Raw genomic sequence first — 17,031 nt, 5'->3', positions numbered from 1 at the left:
GGGCATGCCAGGGGTGGCCTCGGGGGGCTTCACGATCTCCAGCAGCTCCACGTCGAACACCAGGGCGGCGCCGCCGGGGATGTTCGGGGGCGCGCCGCGGTCGCCGTAGGCGATGTCGGAGGGGCACACGAGCTGCGCCTTGCCGCCGACCTTCATCTTCTGGAGGCCCTCGGTCCAGCACTTGATGACGCCCTGGAGCGGGAACTGCGTGGGCTCACCGCGCTTGTAGGACGAGTCGAACTCCTTGCCGTCGGCGAGCGTGCCCTTGTAGTGCACCTTCACGACGTCGGAGGCCTGGGGCTGGGGACCGGTGCCCGCCTGGGTCTCCTTGTAGATGAGGCCGGACTCGGTCTTCACGGCGCCGGGCTCCTTGGCCTTCTCCTCCAGGAACGCCTTGGCCTTCTCCTTCTCCGCGTTGGCCTTGCGCAGCGAACGCTCGCGCGCGAGGTCCTGGAGCTTGGGACCGTAGGTCTCCAGGTCCACGTCGGACTTCTGGCCCGTCACCTGCGCGGTGAGGCCGGCCTTCACGAACTCCAGCTCCTGCGGGGTCATGTCGAACACGCTGATGCTGCGGCCGATGGACAGGCCCAGCGCGTACAGCGTCTTCTGCTCCTCGGTCTGCGGAGCGCCGGCGGTGCCCGCCGTCGAGGTGCCGGTGGCGGAGGTCTCGCCCGGCTTCGCGCCCTGGCCCTGACAGGCCGTCAGGCTCAGCATCGCCGCGATCAGGATCGTCTTCTTCATCATGATGTCGTCGCCTTTCCTTTGGCTCAGCGGCGGCCGACCGCCCCCCGCTGCATGCCTGGGGCGCGGTGTACTACAGAAAATGCCCGGCATCCTCTTGGGAACCGTGCTTTCCCGGAAGGGGGCCCGCGCAGGTAGGACAACCGGCCGCCGGCCCCCCAAACCGGCGGGACGGCCCGGGATTCCCGGCCAGGGGGTCCTCCGGGGGTCTACCGGGAGGAGCGACCGCCAAAGGCGGCCTGGGCGACCAGGAGCAGGACGATGGCCCCCAGGATGGCGCCGCCGAAGCCGGTGGGCTCCGGGTCGCGCCAATTGGTCCCCCGCCAGACGGACGTGAGGAAGCCGCCCACGAAGGCCCCGGCGACGCCCAGGAGCGTGGTGCCGATGCACCCCAGGCGCTGGTTGCCCGGCAGCACGGCCCGGGCGATGAGCCCCGCGAAGAAGCCGAAGATGATCCACCCCAACAGCCCCATGACGTCCTCCCGGTGCGGCGCGTGAAGGCCCGCAATGTGGCTCAGGGCAGGCGGGGGCGGAAGTCCATCCCCGTGTCGCATAGGCTGCCGCGCGACCCATGAGCCCCCTCCGCCGTGCCACCCGGGATGACAACGCCGCGCTGCTGGACCTGTTCGGCGACGTGCCCATGACCGGGGACCTGGTGCTCAGCACGCAGCGGTCGCCGGACTACTTCGGCCTCTTCGCCATGCAGCGCGGTGAAGCGGAGGTCTGGGCCCACGGAGAACCCACCCGCCTGGACGGCATGGGTGCCATCCACGTCCGCGACGGGTGGCTGGAGGGCCGGCCCTGCCGCGTGGGCTACCTGGGGGACCTGCGCACCCGCTTCTCCGCGCGCCGTGCCCGGGGCCTGGCCCGGTTCTATGGGCCCGTCCTGGAGGAGACCTCCCGCCGCCACGGCGTGGACGTCTTCCTCACCGCCGTCATGGCCTCCAACGCCGCCGCGCTCCAGGCGCTCGTGCGCCGTGCCGCTTCCCGTGAAGCGCAGCCGCACTACCACCTGATGCGCGCGTTCTGCGCCGTCTCCGTCCAGTTCGTCCTGCGCCGCAAGCCGCGCCGCAGCCGCTACACCGTGCGCCGGGCCACCGCCGCGGACGTGCCCGCCATGGCCGCGCTGCTGGACGCGGACCACCGCTCGCGCCCCTTCGGCTACCGGTATGACACGGGCGAACTGGAGCACCGGTTCGCGCGCTGGCCGGGGCTTCGCGTGGAGGACTCGTTCCTCGCGTTCGACCCGGCGGGACAGCTGGTGGGCTGCACCTCCGCGTGGAACCCCGACGCCGTGAAGCGCTACCGCGTGCTCGCGTACCGGGGCGGCATGAAGTGGGTGCGCCGGGGCTTCAACGCGCTGGCCACCGTCACCGGCGCGCCCCGCCTGCCCGCGCCCGGCGGCGACTTCCGCTACTTCTACCTCTGCAACACCAGCATCCCCTCGGAGGACCCCGCCGTCCTGCGCGCGCTGCTGGATGCCGTCTACGCCGCGTTCCACGGCCAGGGCTTCCACTTCTTCACCGTGCAGCAGGACGCCGCGGACCCGCTGGCCTCCGCCTTCGACGGCTTCCTCCAGCGGCGCCTGGACTTCCACCTCTACGCCGTCACGCCCGCCTCTCGCCCCCCGAGGACCTTCCCCGGGGGACGCACCGGCTTTGAAATCTGCCTGCCCTGACGCTCACACCACGCGCGTCTTCCAGCGCCCGCGCCGGAACAGGACGATGCCCAGCACGGACATCGCCGCGAAGGCCGCCGGCACCGCGAGGTACGCGCCCACCGCGCCCAGGCCCAGCGGCTTCGCCAGCACCCACGCCAGGGGCAGCTCCAGCATCCAGAGGCACCCCAGGTCGATGAGCGTGGGCGTCCGCGTGTCCCCCGCGCCGTTGAACGCGGAGGTGATGACCATGCCGTACGCGCAGGAGAAGAAGCTCAGGGAGAAGACGCGCAGCGCCGTCGCGCCCTCCTCCACCACCGCCGGGTCCGTCGTGAACAACCCCAGCAGCGGATGCGCGAAGGCGAAGAACAGCAACCCGATGCTGCCCAGCACCACCAGGTTGTACTTGCCCGCGAGCCACACCGCCTTCGCGCCCCGGTCCGGATCCCCCGCGCCCATGCTCTGCCCCAGCAGCGTGGCCGCCGCGTTGCCCAGGCCCCACGCGGGCAGCAGCGCGAACATCACGATGCGGATGGCGATGGTGTAGCCCGCCAGCGCCGTGCTGCCGAACGTCGACACGATGCGCACCAGCACCACCCAGCTGGTCGTGCTCACCAGCGCCTGCACCATGCCCGCGCCCGACAGCCGCAGCATCGCGAGCATCGTCGCGGGCTCCAGCGCCACGTGCTCGCGCCGCACCTGGAGCCGGCCGTTGGAACGCACCAGCCGGTAGAGCTGATACGCCACGCCCGCGCTGCGGCCCAGCGTGGTGGCCCACGCCGCGCCCACCACGCCCATCTCCGGGAACGGCCCCAGGCCGAAGATGAGACACGGCGCCAGCAGGATGTTGAGGCCGTTGGCCAGCATCAGCACGCGCATCGCGATGGCCGCGTCACCCGCGCCCCGGAAGATGGCGTTGATGAGGAAGAGCAGCAGGATGCTCACCACGCCGCCCATCATCACGCGCGTGTAGCCCACGCCGTGCTCCAGCACCCACGGCGAGCCGCCGAGCGCCGCCAGGATGGGCCGCGCGAAGACGATGCCCGTCACCGCCAGCACGGTGGAGATGATCACCCCCAGGCCAATGGCCTGCACCGCCGTGCGCCCTGCCCGCTCCGCGTCCTTCTCTCCGATGCGGCGGGCCACCATCGCCGTGGCGCCGATGCTCAGGCCCATGCCGGCCGCGTAGATGATGGTGAGGATGCCCTCGGTGAGGCCCACCGTGGCCACCGCCTCCGCGCCCAACCGGCCGACGAAGGCGACGTCCACGACGGCGAACACCGACTCCATGCACATTTCCAGCACCATGGGCACGGCCAGCAGGAAGATGGCCCGCCCGAGCGGCAGCCGCGTCAGGTCCTGCTCGGTGCCGTGCAGCGCCTCCTTCACCAGCGTCCAGGCACCCTTGTCCACGGGCGCGGGGACCTGGGCGTTCCGGTCCGCCAGGGGTGTTTCTTCCACGGGGTGAGACCTTTCGAGAGCGAGGGAACTTCCTAGCGCGAAACGCCCGCAGGTGGCGCCCAGCGACGCGGCTTCCTACGCACCCTGCCACCCACTCCTGACATCTGAAGGTGCCGCACCCACCCCCGCCGGGACAGCGTGCGAGCGTTGGCTGCCGGACGACGCGTCGCGCCCCGGGACAACATGCCCTTCGGGAACCCGGGAGTAGCTTGCTGCATCCTGATGAGTCCCTCACCCGCGACCGCTTCCCTCCTGCCCACCGCGGTAGGTCCTCATTTCACCCTGGCCTCGTCCGCGCGACTGCTGGGCACCACGCAAGTGGGGCCCGGGGCCATCATCTCGCGGGGCGCCATCGTGCGCTCGGTGGGTGGCTCCGTGACGCTGGGAGCCTTCTCCACACTGCGCGAGGACGCCGTGGTGGTGGGCACGCCCGAGCGCCCCACGTCCATCGGCGAGAAGACCGTGCTCGGTCCGCGCTCGCTCGTGATGGGCGCACGGGTGGGGTCGCTGTGCGACATCGGCGGCGGCGCCATCCTCATGCCCGGCGTGACGCTGGGTGACCGCTGCCTGGTGGGCGAAGGCACGGTGCTGCCACCCGGCATGGTGGTGCCGGATCAATCCGTGGTGCTGGGCCGGCCGGGGCAGGTCTTGCGGATGCTCTCCGCGGAGGACCTGGCCCACCTGCAGCAGCGCCGGGGCGGTGACCTGTCACTGCCCTCCGCTCCATTGACTTCCTTCTCCGCGCGCGACCGCGCCGAGGACGCCCCCATGGGACAGCTGTACGCCTTTCGCGACCGTCACCCCTTCGTCCACCCCACCGCCACCCTCTTCTCCTCCGCGGAGGTGTCCGGCGACGTGGTCATCGGCGCGGGGGCCATCATCGGCGCGGGGGTGAAGATCACCGGCGACCTGAACGGGCCGGTGCGCATTGGCGCGCGGGTCCAGATTCTTGAGAACACGGTGCTGCACCTGCAGCCGGACACCATGCTGGTGCTGGACGAGGGCGTGGTGGTGGGCCCGGGCTGCGTGCTGCACGCGTGCAACCTGGGCGCGGGCACGGTGGTGGAGCCTGGCGCCATCCTCTGCGAGGGCAGCCACCTGGGGAAGGGCTGCCACGTGGGCGCCGGCAGTCTGGTGAAGGCGCGCGCGGTGTTCCCGGACTACGCGCTGGTGGAGGGCTTCCCCGCGACGCAGGTGGGCACGCGCACGTCACCGCCGGAGCCGCCGCGCTGGGTGCTGCGGCCGGAGGACCTGCCGGGCCTGCGGCGCATGGGGTGAGCTGGGTTTGCGTTGGCCGAAGGCGCTGGGGCATGGTCCCGGGCCATGGATCCGGTCAACACCCTCATTGAGATCGCGGGCCCGCTGCTGCTGGGGCTGGCCTGTGGTGCGCTCTTCCGGAAGTTCGTGTACCCGCGCGTCCTCGCGCGGCTGGGGCCCCTGGCCTCGTGGGTGACCTCCCCCGCCAACACGTGGGTGCTGGGGGTGCACCTCTGCATCGCGCTGGGCGTGGCGACGGCGTGCCATGCGTCCAACACCGTCGCGACGCTGATGTGGCTGCATGAGCACCTGCCCGCGCCGCCCTTCGCGCTCACCCAGGAGCTGCTCCACGCGTTCTTCCTGGGGGCGACCTTCTTCTCCGGGTACTACCTGGCGATGTTTCCCTCCTCGGGCTCCGAGGAGGAGCAGACCTCCGGCGCGGTCTAGACCCAGAAGACCACGTCACGCTCCGCGTCCTCGGGGCCGGGGCCGTGCGCGCCCTCACGCAGCCAGCGGCGGTACGCCTCGATGCCCGCGTGGTGCAGGTCCGCCTCGGTTCCCGAGTACACGCCGCCACCAGGGCCGTCCGTCAGTCCCTGGCGCTGCGTCTCCATGATGATGACGTCCTGCTGGATGACCTGCCGCGTGTACCAGCGCACCAGCGGCGTCAGCGCGCGGCCCACCCATGCACCTGGCACGTCCACCGGCAGCCGGTAGCTGATGGCCGTGTACACGAGCGTGTCCGTGGGCCCGATGGGCGTGCACTGCGAGTTGATGGCGAAGCCGCTGTCGCCCCACTGGTAGTCCACGCGCGTGACGTTGGGGACGATGAACTCATCCGTGTGCACGAGTGGCAGGCCTCGCGGGTTGAACAGCCGCCCGAGGCCCGTGAGCGCGTCCTCCTCCTGGTGGTAGGTCATCCGCACTCGGCCCGCGTGGCGCTTCACGGTGGAGGGGACTCGCTTGCGCGTGGGATTGCGGAACCAGCCCCGGTGCACGAAGGACGTGTGCGGCACGTCCATGAAGTTCTCCACCAGGTTCGTCACGCCGTTCGCGAAGCGCGTCACCATGAAGTAGACGGTCCAGCCGCGCTCGCCCCAGTACGGCACCCGGAAGGGTTCCGCACGGGCCTGCGTCACGTCCGCGCCCAGGTAGACGTAGACGAGCCCGTCCTGCTCGCGCGTGGGGAAGCGCGCGAGCCGTCCCAGGTCGCACGGTGCGGGCTTGAGGCCTTCGTGCGCGCAGGCGCGAGCGTCCAGCTTCTCTCCACGTTGGGAAGGGCCCAGCGCGGGGATCTCCACCACGGCGCCGGACGCGTCGTAGACCCAGCCGTGATACGGGCAGCCGAGCCGTCCGTCGAACACGTCGCCCTTCGACAAGCGCGCGTTGCGGTGGAGGCAGCGGTCGCGCAGCGCGGTGGGAGCACCATCCGGTCCCCGGAACAGGACCAGCCCCGTGCCGAACACGGTGCGCGCGAGGGGCCGGTTCGCGGGCAGCTCCGTGGAGAGGCACGCCACGTACCAGAAGTCCTTCAGCGCGCCGCAGCGGCCGAGGTCCGCCTCCGCATCCAGGTCCACGGTGCGCACCATCATGACGTTCCTCTTGCGAACCATTCCGTCCAACCGGGTTGGCGGTGCAGATCCACGGGCTTGATGTCTCCCGCACGTTGACCGAGTTGGATGCACCGGGCCTCATAGCGCCGGGCCCCCTGTGTTACGCGCACCGCGCGCACGGGGCCGAGCTGTCCCAGCTCCCGTGCGTAGCGGTAGTGGTGGCCTTCACACAGCAGGCGCTCCGCGTTCGCGGCGATGACGTCGGAGGGCTGATCCGTCTCAAGGAACAGCCGATAGGCCGGCGGTGTCCCCCACTCCGGCGCGAGCATGGCGAAGGCGGGACGCGTGGAGCCCAGCGCGGCGTCCAGCACCGTGCCCACTCGGGCGGCGGAGAGCTTCTCACCGACGAGGTCCGATACCGCGTCCGCTCGGCCGAGGAACCGCAGGCAGGGCGTCGCGTGCACGAAGCCTTCCACCCGGACGAGGTCCCCCAGCCGGTAGCGCAGCAGTCCACCAGACGTGGAGAGGAGTACCGCGTAGGTGCGGCCCGCCGTCAGCTCGTGTGCCAGGAGTGGGCGTGTGTCGGGATGCTCCGGGTCCATGAACTCGACGAAGTGGCTCCGGACCGCGAGCACCGGCGCCGGTGCTTCGAAGAGGGGCACCGTGATGACGCCCTCCGTGGCGAGCAGGCCCTTGCCCTGGACCTCGACACCCGGGAAGCGGCGGCATGCGCCGGCCACTGCGTGCGCGGCCTGGGCGTCCGTCCACATGCTCAAGAGCGCGAGCCCCGGCCACAGCGCGCGAGCCGAGGGCAGGCCCTCTCGCAAGGCGGCGCGCAGCACCTGGGCCCTCGGGATGTCACGCACGCCCTGGAGCCCCTGCACGAGCGTCGTCCAGGCGGGGTCTTCAGGCACGGGAGCGCCCTCCGCGTCCTGTTCGGGAGGCCGCAGCGTGCCGCGCTCCAGGTCCTCCGCGAGCCGTTCGCCGTGCCGCTCCAGCGCGTCCATCAGCAGCGTGAGGAAGCTGGGGTTCCAGACGCTGATCAGCGACAGGTTCGAGCACCGCGCGAGAAACCACAGCGTCACGTAACGGCAAGGCTCGACGTGCGGCGCCTGTCCCACCGAGCCGGGCACGGCGAAGACGCGCGAGAGCAGCGGCTGTAACGGACGCGGGAACCACGCGCTGTCCTCCGCTGAGCCCACGGGGATGCCTCCCGCTGTCCGGTGCTGTCTTCGGCCCAGTGGGGAGATGGACCAGTAGCTGGGGCCCTCGCGCACCGCGGGGCGGCGCAGGAACACCTCATGCAACATGGGCGCGAGCGCTCGCTGGAACTCACGCAGCAGCCCGCGTGTCACCGGCACCCGCTTGGACGCGCCGGAGGAGCCACCGGACAGCTCGAAGCGAAGCACGGGCTCGCGGGTGAGGACCCGCGCTTCTCCCCGCGCGATGCGCTCCACGTCTTCCGCCACCGTGTCCGGCGTGGACACCGGCACCGCGTCCTGGAACTCCCGCGCCGTGCGGATGAGACCGAAGTGCGCCACGCGGCTCGCCTGGGCCGTGCCCACCACCGTGCTGAGAATGCGCTTGAGGGACTCCGCCTGCGCGGCCTCCGGCTCCCGCAGCGCGTGACGGAAGCGCAGCGCGGATGGCGTCAGCGCCGCCATCGTGGCGGAGAGCATCGTGCGTGAAGTCAGCACGCCACGTCTCCACGCGGATTCGCAAACAGCGCATGTCGGCAGCACCGCGCGAACGACGTCAGCGCTGTGAACGTCGCGGTCGGCGCCCAGCGCGAGCTCAGCAGCCTCAGCGCAACCATCGTGGCGCTCAGCATCCCGTGCGAAGTCAGCACCTCACGTCCCCACGCGGATCCGCGAGGCATCTCGCTCACGGCGGGCCCAGCGGCGCAGCTGGCCCCAGACGCTCCGCGCCAGCGCCCTTGCCAGGTCCCAGCCGCGGATCTCCACCAGGCACACCAGCTCCTCGCCCTCGGCGTGGCCAGGGTTGCGCTCCGCGAAGTAGGCGATGTGCGGGTGGGCCGCCGCGTCGCGGTCGATGGGCGAGACTCCGTCGCGCACCCGGTAGTGCTCGCCGTCGAAGCACAGCGTGCCCTTCGCCGCGTCGTACTGCGTGCCGAACCACCGCGTCGCCAGTCCCCGCAGGAACTCCGAGCGCCCCTCCGGCGGCGCCCAGTCGCGTCGCGGATGCGTGCGCGGGAAGTAGTTCACCGCCAGCAGGTACGTCTTGTATCCGCCCGACAGCAGCAGCCAGTACAGCGGCCTCCACGGCCGGCGCAGCTTGCGCGCGAGCAACAACCGGCCGAACACCACCTGCAACGTCTTGTGTCCCCACCAGTCCGGATGGATGACCGTGTCGCCCGAGTACAGCACCTCCACGCCCTCCTCCTCCGCCACCCGCACCGTGCTGAACCCCACCAACTCCCGCGTGCGCCGGGCGTGCAGCAGGAACACCCACTGCTTCGCGTCCAGGTCCGCGTGGAAGCGCTCCGCGCTCACGCCCACGTAACAGCACTGCATCAGCGCCAACATGCGGGCCCGGGTGCCGGCGTCCAGGTCCTCCCGCCGCACCGTGGTGCCCTTCATCGCGGAGAGCATCGCCTCAGGGCCCTCCCCGCAGCGCCGTGGGCGCGGGAGGCTGGCGCACCTCCTGGTAGCGGTCCGCCTCCAGCGTCACCTCCTGCGGCTGCGCGCCATACCAGTGGATGACCGCCTTCACCGGCCCCGCGTGACGGCCCAGACCGAAGTGCAGCCTCGGATCCGCCGACGCGGAGAAGCCTCCCATCAGCCCCACCTCGCGCACCTGCTCCACCTGCTTGCCGCCCTCCTCGTAGGACAGCACCACGCGCGTGCCCACCGCGCTCCGGTGCGTGCGCTGACCGTCCCCCACCAGCGACAGGCCCACGAAGTGCGCGTCCGGCTTCGCGTCCGTCGCGCTGGCTCGCAGCGTGTTGCGGTACAGCGACACCGGCGCGTGCTGGTTCGTGATGAGCACATCCAGGTCGCCGTCGTCATCCAGGTCCGCCATCAACACGCCGCGCGAGTTGTCCGGCGCCTCGATGCCCACCTCCTTCGCCACGTCCACGAAGTGCCCCGGGCGAGCGTCGCCCAGGTTGAGGTACGCGCGGCGCGCCTCGTTCGGATAGAGCACGCGGCCCCGGATGTCGCCCCACTTGTCCGCGTACGTGTGCACCTCCGGGCCGGACTGCATCAGCTTGTGGTTCACGTACCAGTAGTCGTTGCGCTGTCCCTCCGGGATGCGCCACTTCGGCGCGTCCAGGCGCGCGTCCACCATGCCGTTGGCCTGCACCAGGTCCGGCCATCCGTCGTCGTCCAGGTCCCCCGCCGCCGCGCCCCAGCCGAAGCGGCGCTCGTTCAGCGCGCCCCGGAAGGTGGCCTCGTCCTTGAAGCGGGGAACGAACGCGTCCTCGCCCGGCCCCACCATCCACAACAGGCTGCCCTCCGCCTGGAGCGAGTGGTGCACGTTGGACACGTACACGTCCAACCAGCCGTTGCGGTCGAAGTCCGCCACGCTCGCGTTCATGCCCTTGTACGTGTCGCGGCCAATCTCGCCGAAGCGCTGACCCACGAGGTGGCGGAAGTGCCGCCCGCCCTCGTTCAGGTAGACGTCGTCCGGTCCGAAGTCGTTGGCCACGTAGAGGTCCGTCCACCCGTCGTGGTTCAGGTCCACCGTGCTCACCGCGAGCGACCAGTGCGTCTCCTTCAGGCCCAGCGCCTCCACGTCCTGCTTCTCGAACGTGCCGTCTCCCCGGCCCCGGTAGAGCGCGTTGCGCCCGCCGTTGTTCGCGTCGTGCCAGCCGTCGTGCATGAAGCGCAGCATGCGGCGGTCACCCTCGTACTCCGGCGCGGGGAGTTGGAAGAGGTTGAGCGGCGGCGGGTTCGGATAGTCCGGCAGGTGCGTGGTCATCGCGTTGAGCACCAGCAGGTCCAGGTGCCCGTCGCGGTCGTAGTCCAGGAACGTGAGCCCCAGGCTCACCGCGTGGTCCGTCACGCCCGCCGCTTGCGTCACGTCCTCGAAGCCCGCGGTGCCCGTCTCGCGCAGCGTGTTGCGCAGCAGGCGCACCGGCCCGAAGGCCACCGCCACCGCGAGGTCCAGGTCCCCGTCCCCATCCCAGTCCACGAACGTCCCACCACCCGCCAGGCCCTCTTCCTTGTAGCGGGTGGCGAAGCGCTCCAGCGCGGGCACGGGGACGCGTTCGAAGCGCAGCCCGCCCAGGTTGCGGTACAGGCCCGCGTGGTGCTCCGGCGTGCCCAGCGGGTGCGTGAGGAACAGGTCCAGCTTGCCGTCCCCGTCGAAGTCCCCGGTGGCCACCGCGTCTCCCACCGCGACCAGCCACTTGGCGACGTGGGCCACGCGTGGATCCAGTTCCTCCAGCGTGTGCCCCATCTGGGAATCCAGGCCCGCCTGCTTGAGGTCCTGCGCGTCCAGGTGGAACGCGAGCGGCGCTGAGCGCGTCCCCTGCGCCGCCGTCACCGAGTAGCCCGTGGCCAGCACCGCCCCCAGCCCTCCCACCACGCCCATGCGCCGGAGCATGTCCGGGGCCAGCAGCTGGCGCAGCGACGCGCCCCGCGTGCGCCACAGCTCGCGCGCGTGCATGAGCACGAAGCGGCAGGTGGCCACGGTGAGCGCCGCGTAGAAGAACGTGTAGACGCTCTCCTTCAGGTGCAGCACCAGGTCCACGCAGGTGATGGCCAGCGCGACCAGGACCTGTGCCTTGCGCGTCCCCGGTGACGTGGCGGGGTCGGTGAGCATGTAGAAGACGAAGATGAAGAACGACGGCGCGCCGAGCGTGCCCAGGAACAGCACCTCTGGCGGCAGGTGGTGGCGGAGGATGAACGCGCGCAGCGCCGTCTGGAGCGCGTAGAAGGACAGGAAGCTCACCACCAGCCAGCCGCGCCCCACGCGGAAGAAGAACAGCACCAGCGCCGCCATCACGATGAAGGCCGACAGCGCGACCTCCCCGTTGGCCCACTGGTACGCGGGCGCGGCGGTGATGAGCTCGCGCGTGGTGAGCAGCGACACGGCCACCGCGAACATCGACGGGTTGAAGACGTGCCGCCCCTGGAAGGTCAGCACGTACTTGGAGCCGATGGCCAGCCACACCGGCAGCCACAGGAGCGTGCTCGCGTGCGAGTAGTTCAAGAGCAGCGCCAGCGAGCAGCACGAGATGTACGCGGAGAGCGGCAGCTCCTTGCGCCGCTTGAGCACCCAGCCCAGGACCGCGTCCAGCAGCGTGCCGGAGACGACCAGGAAGGCCATCTGCCCGGGGCTGCGGTTGAAGCCGAAGAAGGTGAAGCCCAGCACGCCGTAGAGCGTGAGCAGCGCCGCGAAGGGCAGCCTCGGGTCGTTCCAGCGGGGGAACACCCAGCCGCCCCACTCCACGCGCGTGCCCGCGAGGGCCTGCGTCGTCGGCACATCCACACTCATGATTGACCGTCCCGGTGCACGCGCGGAGCGTGCCGTGCCCGTCTCCGGGTGTCCAATCCCCCGAGGGCTTGCGTCCAGCGGCCATGCGTGGAGTCCTGGCGCCCGATGGTTTCTTCCCTGCCTCGCCGCGCGGCGGTGCCTCGCGAGCTGCTCGTTCCGGCCACGCCTTCAGGCCTGCTGCGCCTGGCGGCCGCCGAGTGGGCGGGGATGGCCTTGGGATGGGCGGTCATGGCGTGGGCTCCTCCGGTGCTCGCGCCGCTGGCGGTGCTCGTCGTCGCGGGACGGCTGCACGCGCTGGGCGTCCTGCTTCATGACGCGGTCCACCTGCCTTCGCGAACACGCGAATGGAGACTGTGTCTGCTGGAGGCCGTCGCGGGCTACCCGGTCGCGTCCACGCTGGCGGCGATGCGCTACCACCACCTTCGACACCACCGCGACGCGGGCCTGCCGTCGGATCCGTACCGCAAGCCTCCGGACGGCGGCCGGCTGCGCACGGCGTGGCGATGGCTGCTGCTCGTGGGCGTGATCCCCGGCTGGGTGCTGCGCGGGCCGGTGGGGCTGTGCGCGTGGGTGCTGCCTTCACTGCGCACGGCATATGCGCGCGTGTTCCTGCAGGACCGCTCCGGACGCGTGCTCACGCGGGACGCGGAGGTGGCGGGGTGTGCTCGAGCGGAAGCAGGGCAGGTGCTGTTCCACCTGGGCGTGCTGGCGCTGGCGGTGCGGTGGCCCTCCGCGGTGCTGTGGGGGTACGCGGTGCCGCTGCTGGTGGCGTCGGGGTTCAACGCGCACCGGTTGCTCGCGGAGCACACGGCCGCGCCCGTGGGAGGACGGACCTTGGAAGATGTGTTCGCGTGCACGCGTGACCATGGGCTGGGATGGCTGGGGGGGTTGGGGTTGGCGCCCCGGTCCGTGGGGCTGCACGTGGTGCATCACCTGCATCCGCAGGTGTCCCTCACGCACCTGCCCCGGCTTCGCGCGTGGTACGTCGAGCGGTTCCCCCACCACTATCCCCGGCCCCGTTCCTACTGATGCTCTCTTCGTCGACGCGGGTGTTGCTGGGGGTGGGGCTGCTGGCGTGCGCGAGCGCGGCGGTGATGTTCCGGCGCCGGCAGAACGCGCAGGGAGGCCAGGGCGGCCGCATCTCCGGGCCGAAGCTGGCGTGGCTGCTGTACGCGGTGTTCCTCTGGTTCCTCGTGTGTCCGCTGGTGGCGCTGGATGCGTCCGTGCCGGTGGAGGCGCGCATCGTGCTGGGGGCGTTCGCGGTGTCCATGTGGCTGCGCGGGGCCGCGGAGCTCTACATGCTCTACGTGTCGCGCAACTGGCGGCCTCCGTATGGCGTGGGCCACGACCTGGGGTGCATCGCGCTGGTGGGCGCGGGGCTCGTGTACACCGGAGAGAAGTGGGCCGGGGTGCTGGATGGGCGTGACGTGTGGGCGCTGGCGCTCGTGGGGTTGGTGCTGGTGACCCTGGTGGTGGAGGTGGCCTACGCGGCGCTGTTCCATCAGGCCGTGGAGGGACGCACCACCGGCGAGGACGGCGTGTGGTTCGCGGACGCGGAGCAGGCGCGGTTCCGGCGCATCAACCGGCTGACGCTGGCGCTCAACGTGCCGCTGTACGGGGCGCTGGCCGCGTGGCTGGTGTTCGGGATGCGGTGATCAGACCACGGACTGGCGCCAGGCTCGGGACAGGTGGCCGGGGCGGGACTGGTTGAAGCGGTGGAGCAGCTCCTCCCGGCCGTGCTCCAGCAGGTACGTGAGCTCCCGGGGCATGAGTGTCTTCACGGTGACGAGCCGGACCTGTCCGTCCGGCATCGTGAAGTGGCTGGGGAGCGTGGGGGTGTCCATGCCCAGGAGCACGGCGACGCGGCCGTCCTTCGTCAGGAGGGGTTCGGGCATGTGCTCTCCGTCCACTTCCATGGAGAGGATGCCGGTCCTCGCGGGCTCACGGAGGTGTTCGTGGCCCACGAGTTCGTTGGCGATGCGTTCCAGCAGGAGCTGCTGCCAGCTCTTCGCCACATTCTCCACCGGCTCATCGGTTTCGAGCGCGAGTTCCAGGCCGAAGCCCACGGACGGCTCGGCGTCCTTCACGAAGAAGTTGGAGAGACCATCCGTCACGAAGAGCGTTCGGCCTTCGGGGCGATGGATGACGCGCCAGACCTCGCTCCCCGCTGGCCAGCCGCCTCCGACGACGATGGGGATGACGAAGTTGTCATCCATGCTGCCCAACGTGTGCCAGAAGGCTTCCCGGGGTGTCGTGGAACGTTCGTAAAGCGCCTGGAGCTTGAGGTTGTGAGCGCGTTCCTCAGGACTGACTTCGCTGGGGCCAGTGACCCGCCTGAAGGACATCCCCGTAGCGCCCGAACGTTCCAGCGCATCCTTGAGGTCCTCGGAGATGATGAGCACGACAGTCCATCCCCAGGGACGGAAGACCTTGGCATCCCCGACCTTCGTCGGGTCGATGCGCATGCCCATGACGGACCTGTATCGCCCAGTCTTCTCCGGCCGCCCGTCCTCGGGCTTCCAGTACAGCACCTCCGCGGACTCCTGATCATCAATACATCGGATGGTGCGCGTCGCGACGAGGATGAAGTAGGGCTCCGACTGTCCGTCGACATCGACCGGGATGACCTGCACCTCGTCAGGTGCCAGCTCCTTGAATACGCTCGCGACTCGCCGATGCACGACAGGCGCACCACCGACACTCGTCACGGAGTAGTCGAGGATCCTCCCTGGATGACCAATGGGGATTCGTAACCGTTCATTGATTTGAACCGGGCATCCATCCTTGAACTGCCAGATGTCATCGATCTCCTGTCCCTGAGCGTTCGTGGCCTCACCCGGCAGCCAACGGTCACTCAACTCCATGTCGTCGAGAAGCTCGAAGTACCGCATCGGGATCAGTCCTCCTGTGCGTCAGGGTCGGGTGACAAGCAAGTTGAGCCGGGTGTTCGGATTGGAGATCTCCCTGCCCAAGGATTGGAGTTCCTCTACCAGCGCCTCCCTGCATTTCAGGATGGTTCTGCACTTTCCCAAGGCGTCGCTCAGTCTTTTGTAGACTGCCTCATGGTACTCCCGAGGATGCGGACCTTGATGGCCCCGGACACGGACTGTGTTCACTTCGTCATCCAGTGACATCCCTGCACGGTCGAAAAGCTTCTGGAACTCCGGTGACCAAGGGCCACCGTTGTGCGTGGCTTCCCACCACTTGTTCGTGGCGATGTGATGCACGCGGACTTCAACGGGCGCCGGGACATTCGGCCCCTTCGCGGACATCGCCACCGCGTTGGGTGCCAGCGCGATCGTCACTTCACCGCTCGCGGACACCGCGACCGCTGAGACTTCCGCCGCGGCCACCAGCCGGAAGCCTCCCTGCTCCGCTCCCACCAGCGCGGCCTGTGCTGAACCGGGCAGCGTCGCGATCCTCGTTGCAAACGTCTGCGCCGTGCTTCCCAGCGCCGCCATCGCCAGCATCACGAAGGCCCGGGCCGCCTGCTTGCCCATCACCTGGCCGTACTTCTCTCCCGCGTCACGGACTTCATCGAACGTCTCCGCGTCCTTCACCTCCGCCGCCAGCACCCTCCAGCCCTGGATGAGGCTCCACACCGTGTCCCAGCCCAGGTACGCGATCAGCGCCACGGTCAGCGTCGCCGCGACTCCCTTCGTCAGCAGTGGCTCCGGCACCAGCCACAGGCTGAAGTACACCGCTCCCGTCGCCGCCAGGAGCGTCCCCATTGCCTCGGGGTCCACCATCCCCTCCAAGGCTTCCGCCGTCTCCTCCCACACCGAGTCCAACGCGATCCGGAAGGCCAGCGTCCGCTTGCCCTCCTCATCCAGCGTCAGGCTCCTGTCCAGCAGGTGCAGGCAGTCCCCGGACAGCCGCTTGCGCACGCACCAGCGTCCGTAGGCGGCCTCCAATTCCGTGCCACCCCGCACCACGCGGACGCGGCCCTGCCTCGGGTCCTGCACGGACACGACGCCCAGCGAGGCTCGCACTGCTCCGGGATTCAACAACCGGAGTGCTTCCCTCCGGGGATGCACCGACACCGACGCATCGCGCGCCAGTGTCCGTACCGTCTCCTCGAAGGTGTCTCCGTCCAGCGCCACGGGGCGCGTGTCCTTGCGCGGCGTGTACTCACGCGCCCGGCCCTCTCCCGTGTCCAACCGCCACGTCCGTGACGTCGCGCAGCCCGTCACGAACAGCGCCCACAGCACGCACAGCCAGCGCGCTGGCATGTCCTTGCTCGCTCAGCTCTGCAGCGCCACTCCCAGCTCCGCGTCCCCGTGCTTCAGCCAGGTCCTTGCCGCGGACTCCTGCCAGAAGCGGCGGAGGATCTTGTCCGTCCCGCTTCCAGAGGCCACCCGGTTCAACTGCAACGCGACGATCTGGTTCTGCACCAACTCCGCCACCCGCGTCACCCCGGAGCGCAACCCGTACTCCTGCACCCGCTTGATGAGATCCGCCGCCTCCGGCGACGCCGGCCGGAACGTGCGCAGGTCCGCTTCGATCTTGATGGGCTGCCCCGCCACCTCATCCGTCGCGGCGCGCAGGTCCACCACGAACCGCTGCATCTCCTCCAGCCGGATGTAGCCCTCCAGCGCGAAGCTCACGATGGATTCCGTTCGGTCCACGTCGATTCGATACATCGAGGCCCCCTTCGTGAGACTGCGTCGACCCTTCTCTCCCATCCGGCGTCCACGTGCCAACGTCCGGAGGGATGAGTCCCCTATTCAGGACTCCACGCCGAGCTGCTCCAGAAGGAGGGTCAACCCACGCACCGCCGCCTGCTGCCGCACCTGCCTCCGGTCCCCTTCAAACCGGTGACGCTCCACCACCGCCGCCTTTCCCCGCCGCTGCACCGCGATGAACACCAGCCCCACCGGCTTCGCCTCCGTCCCGCCC

The 17,031-nt window shown here is 70.2% G+C and carries 16 protein-coding genes; 5 read left to right on the top strand and 11 right to left on the bottom strand.

All coding sequences use genetic code 11. From position 1 onward, the window contains the following. A partial coding sequence (locus D7W79_RS23735) for an FKBP-type peptidyl-prolyl cis-trans isomerase (protein ID WP_147442026.1) occupies window positions 1-741 on the bottom strand: 741 nt, incomplete at its 3' end. A 209-nt stretch (window positions 742-950) separates the two neighbouring features. Continuing rightward, window positions 951-1,214, bottom strand: a complete 264-nt coding sequence (locus tag D7W79_RS23730; protein WP_120527673.1) for a GlsB/YeaQ/YmgE family stress response membrane protein — start codon at window positions 1,212-1,214, stop codon at window positions 951-953. 98 nt (window positions 1,215-1,312) lie between these two features. Between D7W79_RS23730 and D7W79_RS23725 the strand changes: the two genes are divergently transcribed. Then, a complete protein-coding gene (locus D7W79_RS23725; RefSeq protein WP_120527672.1) occupies window positions 1,313-2,419 on the top strand; it encodes a GNAT family N-acetyltransferase in 1,107 nt (368 codons plus the stop codon). Window positions 2,420-2,422: 3 nt separating this feature from the next. Here D7W79_RS23725 and D7W79_RS23720 read toward each other — a convergent pair whose 3' ends face one another. Next, window positions 2,423-3,859: an MATE family efflux transporter gene (locus D7W79_RS23720; RefSeq protein ID WP_120527671.1), complete on the bottom strand. Its 1,437-nt coding sequence runs from the start codon at window positions 3,857-3,859 to the stop codon at window positions 2,423-2,425. 222 nt (window positions 3,860-4,081) lie between these two features. On the opposite strand from D7W79_RS23720, the gene D7W79_RS23715 reads away from it, so the two are divergent. Next, window positions 4,082-5,137 (top strand): DapH/DapD/GlmU-related protein, encoded by a 1,056-nt coding sequence (locus D7W79_RS23715; protein WP_120527670.1) that lies wholly within the window; start codon window positions 4,082-4,084, stop codon window positions 5,135-5,137. 45 nt (window positions 5,138-5,182) lie between these two features. Then, window positions 5,183-5,563: a hypothetical protein gene (locus D7W79_RS23710; protein WP_120527669.1), complete on the top strand. Its 381-nt coding sequence runs from the start codon at window positions 5,183-5,185 to the stop codon at window positions 5,561-5,563. On the opposite strand, the gene D7W79_RS23705 is transcribed toward D7W79_RS23710, so the two are convergent. The 4 genes from D7W79_RS23705 to D7W79_RS23690 all read right to left on the bottom strand — a co-directional run bounded on the left by D7W79_RS23705 (window position 5,560) and on the right by D7W79_RS23690 (window position 12,132). Beyond that, window positions 5,560-6,708 (bottom strand): aromatic ring-hydroxylating dioxygenase subunit alpha, encoded by a 1,149-nt coding sequence (locus D7W79_RS23705; protein WP_120527668.1) that lies wholly within the window; start codon window positions 6,706-6,708, stop codon window positions 5,560-5,562. The two genes, D7W79_RS23710 and D7W79_RS23705, sit on opposite strands and share 4 nt — an antisense overlap. Further along, window positions 6,705-8,348 (bottom strand): GH3 family acyl-acid amido synthetase, encoded by a 1,644-nt coding sequence (locus D7W79_RS23700; protein WP_120527667.1) that lies wholly within the window; start codon window positions 8,346-8,348, stop codon window positions 6,705-6,707. Before D7W79_RS23700 ends, D7W79_RS23705 begins: the two co-directional genes overlap by 4 nt. 171 nt (window positions 8,349-8,519) lie before the next feature. Next, complete coding sequence (locus tag D7W79_RS23695) at window positions 8,520-9,281, bottom strand: hypothetical protein (protein ID WP_120527666.1); 762 nt, start codon at window positions 9,279-9,281, stop codon at window positions 8,520-8,522. Window positions 9,282-9,285: 4 nt separating this feature from the next. Continuing rightward, on the bottom strand, window positions 9,286-12,132 hold the full coding sequence (locus tag D7W79_RS23690) for an FG-GAP-like repeat-containing protein (protein ID WP_120527665.1): 2,847 nt from the start codon (window positions 12,130-12,132) through the stop codon (window positions 9,286-9,288). Window positions 12,133-12,237: 105 nt separating this feature from the next. On the opposite strand from D7W79_RS23690, the gene D7W79_RS23685 reads away from it, so the two are divergent. Together D7W79_RS23685 and D7W79_RS23680 are read left to right on the top strand one after the other, a co-directional pair. Continuing rightward, complete coding sequence (locus tag D7W79_RS23685; RefSeq protein WP_120527664.1) at window positions 12,238-13,161, top strand: fatty acid desaturase family protein; 924 nt, start codon at window positions 12,238-12,240, stop codon at window positions 13,159-13,161. Then, window positions 13,161-13,787, top strand: coding sequence for a hypothetical protein (locus tag D7W79_RS23680; protein ID WP_120527663.1), 627 nt, complete (start codon window positions 13,161-13,163; stop codon window positions 13,785-13,787). The genes D7W79_RS23685 and D7W79_RS23680 overlap by 1 nt, the downstream gene beginning before the upstream one ends. Here the strand turns inward: D7W79_RS23680 and D7W79_RS23675 are convergent, their stop codons facing one another. From D7W79_RS23675 to D7W79_RS23660, 4 genes are all read right to left on the bottom strand, one after another. Next, window positions 13,788-14,996: an imm11 family protein gene (locus tag D7W79_RS23675; protein WP_338078824.1), complete on the bottom strand. Its 1,209-nt coding sequence runs from the start codon at window positions 14,994-14,996 to the stop codon at window positions 13,788-13,790. A gap of 48 nt (window positions 14,997-15,044) precedes the next feature. Next, window positions 15,045-16,364 carry an AHH domain-containing protein gene (locus D7W79_RS23670; RefSeq protein ID WP_120527661.1) on the bottom strand — a complete coding sequence of 440 codons (1,320 nt, stop codon included), beginning with the start codon at window positions 16,362-16,364 and terminating at the stop codon, window positions 15,045-15,047. 12 nt (window positions 16,365-16,376) lie between these two features. Next, window positions 16,377-16,775: an STAS/SEC14 domain-containing protein gene (locus D7W79_RS23665; protein ID WP_120527660.1), complete on the bottom strand. Its 399-nt coding sequence runs from the start codon at window positions 16,773-16,775 to the stop codon at window positions 16,377-16,379. 84 nt (window positions 16,776-16,859) lie between these two features. Then, window positions 16,860-17,031: CinA family protein (locus D7W79_RS23660; RefSeq protein WP_147442025.1), on the bottom strand; the 172-nt coding region annotated here is incomplete at its 5' end.

Origin of the sequence: Corallococcus exercitus, from assembly GCF_003611585.1 — a bacterium.
In the GTDB taxonomy this organism is placed as follows: domain Bacteria; phylum Myxococcota; class Myxococcia; order Myxococcales; family Myxococcaceae; genus Corallococcus; species Corallococcus exercitus.
The sequence above is the reverse complement of the archived record's forward strand: the minus strand, read 5'-3'. Positions and strand labels throughout refer to the sequence as shown.

Excerpts from the sequence above, each read along its gene's own strand:
- D7W79_RS23710 (WP_120527669.1), top strand. The coding sequence starts at position 5,183 with ATGGATCCGGTCAACACCCTCATTGAGATCGCGGGCCCGCTGCTGCTG.
- D7W79_RS23665 (WP_120527660.1), bottom strand. The coding sequence starts at position 16,775 with ATGTATCGAATCGACGTGGACCGAACGGAATCCATCGTGAGCTTCGCG.
- D7W79_RS23705 (WP_120527668.1), bottom strand. The coding sequence starts at position 6,708 with ATGATGGTGCGCACCGTGGACCTGGATGCGGAGGCGGACCTCGGCCGC.
- D7W79_RS23715 (WP_120527670.1), top strand. The coding sequence starts at position 4,082 with ATGAGTCCCTCACCCGCGACCGCTTCCCTCCTGCCCACCGCGGTAGGT.
- D7W79_RS23695 (WP_120527666.1), bottom strand. The coding sequence starts at position 9,281 with ATGCTCTCCGCGATGAAGGGCACCACGGTGCGGCGGGAGGACCTGGAC.
- D7W79_RS23685 (WP_120527664.1), top strand. The coding sequence starts at position 12,238 with ATGGTTTCTTCCCTGCCTCGCCGCGCGGCGGTGCCTCGCGAGCTGCTC.
- D7W79_RS23700 (WP_120527667.1), bottom strand. The coding sequence starts at position 8,348 with ATGCTCTCCGCCACGATGGCGGCGCTGACGCCATCCGCGCTGCGCTTC.
- D7W79_RS23670 (WP_120527661.1), bottom strand. The coding sequence starts at position 16,364 with ATGCCAGCGCGCTGGCTGTGCGTGCTGTGGGCGCTGTTCGTGACGGGC.
- D7W79_RS23680 (WP_120527663.1), top strand. The coding sequence starts at position 13,161 with ATGCTCTCTTCGTCGACGCGGGTGTTGCTGGGGGTGGGGCTGCTGGCG.
- D7W79_RS23675 (WP_338078824.1), bottom strand. The coding sequence starts at position 14,996 with ATGGAGTTGAGTGACCGTTGGCTGCCGGGTGAGGCCACGAACGCTCAG.
- D7W79_RS23730 (WP_120527673.1), bottom strand. The coding sequence starts at position 1,214 with ATGGGGCTGTTGGGGTGGATCATCTTCGGCTTCTTCGCGGGGCTCATC.
- D7W79_RS23725 (WP_120527672.1), top strand. The coding sequence starts at position 1,313 with ATGAGCCCCCTCCGCCGTGCCACCCGGGATGACAACGCCGCGCTGCTG.
- D7W79_RS23690 (WP_120527665.1), bottom strand. The coding sequence starts at position 12,132 with ATGAGTGTGGATGTGCCGACGACGCAGGCCCTCGCGGGCACGCGCGTG.